The sequence below is a fragment of the Halomonas halodenitrificans DSM 735 genome, from assembly GCF_000620045.1.
GTDB classification, from domain to species: Bacteria; Pseudomonadota; Gammaproteobacteria; order Pseudomonadales; family Halomonadaceae; genus Halomonas; species Halomonas halodenitrificans.
On record NZ_KK211059.1, the window covers coordinates 44363 to 50880 of the forward strand.

Annotated in this window: 4 protein-coding genes and 6 tRNA genes; 7 read left to right on the forward strand and 3 right to left on the reverse strand. The window is 63.4% G+C overall.

Annotated features, from left to right (window positions below; all coding sequences use genetic code 11):
* Nucleotides 1-6 precede the first annotated feature (6 nt).
* Entirely contained in the window at nucleotides 7-636 is a 630-nt protein-coding gene (betI, locus tag Q358_RS0115000; protein WP_211248344.1) for a transcriptional regulator BetI, read from the reverse strand.
* Between the two features lie 152 nt (nucleotides 637-788).
* Here betI and Q358_RS0115005 point away from each other — a divergent pair, with 152 nt between their 5' ends.
* The 5 genes from Q358_RS0115005 to Q358_RS0115025 all read left to right on the forward strand — a co-directional run bounded on the left by Q358_RS0115005 (nucleotide 789) and on the right by Q358_RS0115025 (nucleotide 2350).
* Nucleotides 789-1766, forward strand: a complete 978-nt coding sequence (locus tag Q358_RS0115005; RefSeq protein ID WP_027962722.1) for a choline ABC transporter substrate-binding protein — start codon at nucleotides 789-791, stop codon at nucleotides 1764-1766.
* A gap of 87 nt (nucleotides 1767-1853) precedes the next feature.
* A tRNA-Met gene (locus tag Q358_RS0115010) sits at nucleotides 1854-1930 on the forward strand.
* Nucleotides 1931-2060: 130 nt separating this feature from the next.
* Nucleotides 2061-2136, forward strand: a tRNA-Asn gene (locus Q358_RS0115015).
* 34 nt (nucleotides 2137-2170) lie between these two features.
* Nucleotides 2171-2246, forward strand: a tRNA-Asn gene (locus tag Q358_RS0115020).
* 28 nt (nucleotides 2247-2274) lie between these two features.
* A tRNA-Asn gene (locus Q358_RS0115025) sits at nucleotides 2275-2350 on the forward strand.
* 220 nt (nucleotides 2351-2570) lie between these two features.
* Here the strand turns inward: Q358_RS0115025 and Q358_RS0115030 are convergent.
* Complete coding sequence (locus Q358_RS0115030) at nucleotides 2571-4637, reverse strand: carboxy terminal-processing peptidase (protein ID WP_027962723.1); 2067 nt, start codon at nucleotides 4635-4637, stop codon at nucleotides 2571-2573.
* 140 nt (nucleotides 4638-4777) lie between these two features.
* Here Q358_RS0115030 and Q358_RS0115035 point away from each other — a divergent pair, with 140 nt between their 5' ends.
* Nucleotides 4778-6079 (forward strand): M18 family aminopeptidase, encoded by a 1302-nt coding sequence (locus Q358_RS0115035; protein WP_043488567.1) that lies wholly within the window; start codon nucleotides 4778-4780, stop codon nucleotides 6077-6079.
* Between the two features lie 160 nt (nucleotides 6080-6239).
* Here Q358_RS0115035 and Q358_RS0115040 read toward each other — a convergent pair.
* Nucleotides 6240-6316, reverse strand: a tRNA-Met gene (locus tag Q358_RS0115040).
* Between the two features lie 126 nt (nucleotides 6317-6442).
* Here Q358_RS0115040 and Q358_RS0115045 point away from each other — a divergent pair.
* Nucleotides 6443-6518, forward strand: a tRNA-Glu gene (locus tag Q358_RS0115045).

The window sequence follows — 6518 nt, forward strand, 5'->3', positions numbered from 1 at the left end:
TCTCCTTCAAGAGGCGGTGGTGGCAGCGTCGGAAGTGGAAAGCGGTCGGTCGGAAATGGATAGCAGTCGGTCGAGGGTGGCGAGTGCAACACGCCTCGCGCCGGCGGCATGCAGCCCCTCCGGCGTCAGCGCCCCGCGCAGCCACAGCCCATCGATCACCGCCGCCAGGGTGCGGGAGGCCAGGCGAGCCTCGTCGAGCGGCATCAGGCAGCGGAACTGGGCGCACAGATTTGAGTATAGGCGCCGGTCATTGATCTGCTGTAGTCGAGCGAGACGCGGCTTGTGCATGCTGCTGGCCCAGAAGGCCAACCAGGTCTTGGCGACCGGGTCAGTCACCTGGCTGCGGTCGAAATTGCCCTCGATGATGGCTTCCAGGCGAGCGCGCGGGGTGTCGTGCCGTAGCGCTTGGCGGTTGGCGGCCACGGCATCGCCCAGGTCAGTCAGGATCTGTCGCATGGTGGCCTCGAGCAGGCCGTCCTTGCCGCCGAAGTAATGGCTGATGATGCCGGCCGAGACCCCGGCATGCCGTGCGATGCGTGCCACGGTAACATCTGACAGGCCGACTTCATCAATGGCCGCCATGGTCGCCTTGATCAACTGCTGGCGGCGGATGGGTTCCATTCCGACCTTGGGCATCGTTTTGCCCCTCTTTTATGCGGATGACTTGCCACCACACCGGTATGTGCGGTTAGGATAGGCACAGCTTGCCATTTCTTTATTGAACGTTCAATCAATAAAAAGATGGCAGATTTCGGCCATACTCAAGTTTCTTCCCCAGAGGATTTCTCATGAACGCATCTCGCCTGTCTCGTCGTACTCACCGCCGCATGGGCCTTGGCCTGGGCGCCGCCACCCTGGTCCTGGCTGCCTCCCCGCTTTATGCTCAGGAGCCGGAAAGCTGCAGCACGCTGCGCTTCGCCGAAGTGGGCTGGACCGACATCACGGCGACTACTGCGCTGGCCACCGAGGTGTTCGAGGCGCTTGGTTACGACACTCGTATCGATACGGTTTCCGTGCCTATCGCCTACCAGGGGATGAAGAATGGCGACTTCGATATCTTCCTGGGCAACTGGATGCCCTCCATGGCATCGATCAGTGACCCCTATGTCGAGGATGGCACCGTCGACCGTCTGCGCGCCAACCTCGAAGGGGCCAAGTACACCCTGGCGGTGCCGCAGTACGTATACGATGCCGGCGTCACGTCGCTGGCCGACCTGGATGAGCATGCCGACAAGTTCGACAGCAACATCCATGGTATCGAAGCCGGTAACGACGGCAACCAGATGATCCAGAAAATGATCGATGACGATGCCTTCGGCCTGGGCGGCTGGCAGCTCGTCGACTCCAGCGAGGCGGGCATGCTGTCCGAATTGGGTGCCAGGGTCCCGGATGAAGGGTGGATGGTGTTCCTGGGCTGGGAGCCGCATCCGATGAACACCGATTTCGATATGGCCTATCTCACCGGAGCCGACGACTACTTCGGCCCCGACCTCGGTGGTGCCACCATCTATACCAACACCCGGGCCGGCTTCACCGAAGAGTGCGGCAACGTGGGGGCGCTGTTGGATAATCTCGTGTTCACCCTCGAGATGGAGAGCCAGCTGATGGGCGAGATCATGGAAGAGGGCGAGAACCCCCGTGATGCCGCGCGTGACTACCTGCAGGCCAATCCCGAGGTGCTCGAGGGCTGGCTCGACGGGGTCGAGGCTCGCGACGGCGACAACGGCCTGGCCACGGTGCGCGAAGCGCTCGATATCGAGTCATAAGAACGCTGCTGCGGGCTTGCCAAGCGGTGAGTCCGCGTGCATAATACGTCTCCATTGCTCGGCCGAGGTCGAGCAATGTCGTGAAAAGGCTACGTAGCTCAGCTGGTTAGAGCACATCACTCATAATGATGGGGTCCCCTGTTCGAATCAGGGCGTAGCCACCAGGTTTCTTCAGCGCCCGCCGGCATACGTCGCGCGGGCGCTGTGCGTCAGGGGCGACAGAACAGGAATCATCGCCTGGGTCCTTGACCTTCCTGGCCGTATCCGTATACTACGCACCGTGTTCGACGCCATTCCCGGATAGCTCAGTTGGTAGAGCAAGTGACTGTTAATCACTGGGTCGCAGGTTCGAGTCCTGCTCCGGGAGCCAAGATGGCATCAACATCGCAGCGATGCGGCGTGATTCCTCGATAGCTCAGTTGGTAGAGCAAGTGACTGTTAATCACTGGGTCGCAGGTTCGAGTCCTGCTCGAGGAGCCAACCGCCTACTATCGTCGCCTCAGGTTATTCCCGGATAGCTCAGTTGGTAGAGCAAGTGACTGTTAATCACTGGGTCGCAGGTTCGAGTCCTGCTCCGGGAGCCATCTTTTCCCCCTGGCAGTGCTCCATTCTTTCTGTCGTTATCATCGCCCTGGACGCGTTCCGGCGTTTTCGCGTGTCTGCCTGTTGGGCGCCGCTAGCCGCCTCGGCAATGCTGTCGCCATCTGCTAGATATCGCTAATGCACGATGGGCGGAAAAAAAGGCCGTCGCCACTGGGGCGACGGCCTTTTTGTGATGCTTGCCGGGCCGAGGCGTGAGTGCCGCTAGTCTCGGTGGGCGAAGCGGAAGTTGTTCTCGAGCTGGGCGTAATCGAGCAGGATCTGGGCGGCTTCCTGAAGCTTCACTCGTTCCACCGGCTCTTCGTCGTCGTCGCTCTCATCCTTTTCGTCGCGGGTGTCGGTCCATTCTTCCAGTAGTTCCAGGCCGAGTTCGTCGCGGCGCTGGTTCTCCAGGGCGAGCTGTTCGGCTTCCTGGGCCTCGGTCTCCGCCTGGCGTACCTCTCGATTCAGGCTGACGCTGGTGGTTTCCTCGCGCATCCGGCGATTCAGCTCGGCTCGTTGTTCGAGGTAGCGAAAGTTGGGTTGTGTCACGGCGCGCCGGCGGTGGCGGTCGCGAAGCGTCTCCAGGAACCGCCACGGCTCGCCATACTCTCGGTACTGCACCGAGCGCACGGTATCCCAGTCCAGGGCGTTGTCGAGACTGCTTTCGCCGATCAGGTCGGGGTCGATCAGACTCGGGAAGATGATGTCCGGCTCCACGCCGCGATGCTGGGTGCTCTCGCCGGAGATGCGGTAGAACTTGGCGCGGGTCAGCTTGATTTCGCCGTGGCTAAGGTCATTGAGAGTCTGCACCGTGCCCTTGCCGAAGGTGGGGGTGCCCACCACCAGGCCGCGGCCGTAGTCCTGGATGGCGCCGGCGAAGATTTCCGAGGCGGAGGCCGACAGGCGGTTGACCAGCACCGTCAGGGGGCCGTCGTAGACGGCGCCGGTTTCGGTGTCGCCGTAGAGACTGATGCGCCCGCGTGCGTCGCGCACCTGAACGGTGGGGCCGCGATCGATAAACAGCCCGATCAGGGAATTGGCTTCCTGCAGGGCGCCGCCACCATTGTTGCGCAGGTCGAGTACCATGCCTTCGACCCCCTGGCTCTGCAGCGCCTCGATCTCCTGGGCCACATCCCGGGTGGTGCTGCGATAGTCTTCTTCGCCGGCCTGCCAGGCGTCGAAGTCGACATAGAAGGTCGGCACGGTGATCACGCCGACGCGGTGCTGGCCGTCATCGCGTTCGATCTCGATCACTTCGCTCTGGGCCGCCTGGTCCTCGAGCTTCACGGTGTCCCGGGTGATCTGGACTTCCTTGGAGCGCGTCATGTCCACCGCCTGGGCGGGGACCACGTCGAGACGCACCACCGAGCCCTTGGGGCCGCGGATCAGCTCCACCACCGCATCCAGACGCATGCCCACCACGTTGACCATCTCGCCGTCTTCCTGACCCACTCCGATGATGCGGTCGGCGGGCTCCAGCACGCCGGCCCGCTCGGCGGGGCCGCCGGTGACGAGGCTGGCGACCTTGACGTACTCGCCGTCGGCCTGAAGCAGGGCGCCGATTCCTTCCAGCGAGAGACGCATCTGGATATCGAAGGACTCGCCCTGACGGGGAGACAGATAGCCGGTGTGAGGGTCGATGCTGCCGGTGACCGCTGCCATCAATAGTCCGAAGACGTCTTCTTCGTTGGTTTGACGAAGACGGTTGAGCTGACCCTCGTAGCGCTGACGAAGATTGGTCTCGACCTGTTCGGCGTCCTGGTCGCTGATCGCCAGGGTCAGAGCGGCATTCTTGAGACGACGCATCCATAGCTCATCGAGGGTCTCGTGGCTCGCCGCCCAGGGGGCATCCTCGCGGTCCACCTCCAGGCGCTGTTGCCCGTCGAAGGTGAAGTCGAGGCCCTCGTCGAGGCGTGTCAGGAGCCACTCGAAGCGGGCCTCGGCGCGCTCGTGGTAGCGCTGATAGAGCGCGAAGAAGGGAGCCAGCTCGCCATCGAGCAGGGCGTCATCGACCTGCTCTTCCAGCGGGAGAAACTCGGCCACGTCCTGCTGGGTAAGAAAGGCGCGCTGGCCGTCGAGCACATCGAGATAGCGCTCGAAGGCCTGGCGTGACCAGCCGTCATCCAGGCTGATATCGGCATAGTGACCGTAGCGCAGCGATTCGGCCATTTCGGTGGCAACCTGGCGCTGGGCGTCGGTGGGTTCTGGCTGAGCCAGGGCGACGCCGGCGGCCAGCAGTAGTGCTGCCAGCAGGGCCATGGATCGTCCCGTATGGGCAAGCGGGCTCATCAATGAAGCTCTCCCGGTTTGATGTACACTCATTTCCCTTGACCGTTATCCGTCCCGTGAGTTGCGCGGGCCGGCGGATCATTGTAGCAGCTTACCCGCTGTGCCCATCATCTACACCCTGACTTGACCCAGAGGACTCCATGTTGTCCCAGGACGATCTCCTTCAGCGGCTTCTCGATTTCCTGCATCGCTCGCCTACCCCCTGGCATGCCACCGCCATGATGGCCGCCCGCCTCGAGTCCGCCGGCTTCCGGCGCCTCGATGAGCGCGAGGCATGGGCGTTATCGCCCGGTGAACGAGTCTTCGTGACGCGTAACGATTCATCCATCATCGCCATGCAGCTGCCCGAGGGCCGGCTCGAGGCGTTGCGCATGATGGGCGCGCATACCGACAGTCCCGGGCTGCGGCTCAAGCCCAATGCCGCCCAGACCACCGCCGGCTGGCTTCAGCTGGGCGTCGAGGTCTACGGCGGGGCGCTGCTGGCGCCCTGGTTCGACCGCGACCTGGGCCTCGCCGGGCGAGTGAGTGTGCGCCACCCCGATGGACGCCTCGAGGGGCGGCTGCTTCACGTCGACCGTCCCGTGGCGATCATTCCCAGCCTGGCGATTCACCTGGATCGCGAGGCCAACAGCGGCCGGGCGCTGAATGCCCAGACTCAGATGCCGCCGGTGCTGCTGCAGGGCGGGGAGGGCGATGATCTGACGCGGCTGCTCAAGGCATGGATCGCCGAGCAGCATGGTCTCGAGGCGTTCGAACTGCTCGACTTCGAGCTGGGCCTCCATGATATGCAGCCGCCCGCCCGGGTCGGGGTCAACGGTGAGCTGATCGCCAGTGCTCGGCTCGATAACCTGCTCTCGTGTTTTATCGGCCTGGAGGCGCTGTTGGCCAGCGATGGCCGCCAGGGTGCCCTGCTGGTAGCCAACGACCATGAAGAAGTGGGCAGCGCCAGTGCCTGCGGTGCCCAGGGGCCCTTCCTGGGGGATGTTCTGCGGCGGGTCAACGAGCGGCTCGGCGACGGCAGCGAGGAGGGGTTTATCCGCTTGATCCAGGCCTCCCGGATGGTGTCCTGCGACAACGCCCATGCCCTGCACCCCAATTTTGCGGACAAGCACGATGCGGCCCATGGTCCCGCGCTTAATGGTGGCCCGGTGATCAAGGTCAATGCCAGTCAGCGCTATGCCACCAATAGCGCCACCGCGGCACTGTTTCGTGATCTCTGTCGCGAGGCCGAGGTGCCGGTGCAGAGCTTCGTGACCCGCGCCGATATGGGGTGTGGCAGCACCATCGGCCCGATCACCGCCACCGAGCTCGGTGTGCCGACCCTGGATGTGGGGGTGCCCCAGTGGGCCATGCACTCGATTCGTGAGACGGCGGGGAGCCAGGATGTGGCCTATCTGGCGCGAGTGCTGACCGCCTTCTGCAACCGGGGCGTCCTGGAATAGCCTGCATCGGACGCCATGGGCTTTGTTGCCCGGTGCTCTCGTGCCACGAATGGCCGAGAGGGCAGGGCGGCAAGGCAAGAGCAGGAGAGCATGGCAAGGCAGGAAAGGCGCAAACCAAAGAAGCCCGCCCGGCGAACCGGGCGGGCTTCTTCGTGTTGGCTGGTGGCTACGCCCTGATTCGAACAGGGGACCCCATCATTATGAGTGATGTGCTCTAACCAGCTGAGCTACGTAGCCAGCGGCGCGTACTCTATCCATCGACGGGTGGCCTGTCAACTGCCTGATCTGGAAGGCATGTCAAAGCTTGACACGCGGTCAGGGGGAAGATAATATGCGCGCCATCTCGACGAGGCGAGACATTGCGTCCCATTCGTCTAGTGGTCCAGGACACCGCCCTTTCACGGCGGTAACAGGGGTTCGAACCCCCTATGGGACGCCA

Bases quoted from the DNA above. Each gene is read 5' to 3' on its own strand.
- betI (WP_211248344.1), bottom strand. From the start codon at position 636: ATGCCCAAGGTCGGAATGGAACCCATCCGCCGCCAGCAGTTGATCAAG.
- Q358_RS0115005 (WP_027962722.1), top strand. From the start codon at position 789: ATGAACGCATCTCGCCTGTCTCGTCGTACTCACCGCCGCATGGGCCTT.
- Q358_RS0115030 (WP_027962723.1), bottom strand. From the start codon at position 4,637: ATGAGCCCGCTTGCCCATACGGGACGATCCATGGCCCTGCTGGCAGCA.
- Q358_RS0115035 (WP_043488567.1), top strand. From the start codon at position 4,778: ATGTTGTCCCAGGACGATCTCCTTCAGCGGCTTCTCGATTTCCTGCAT.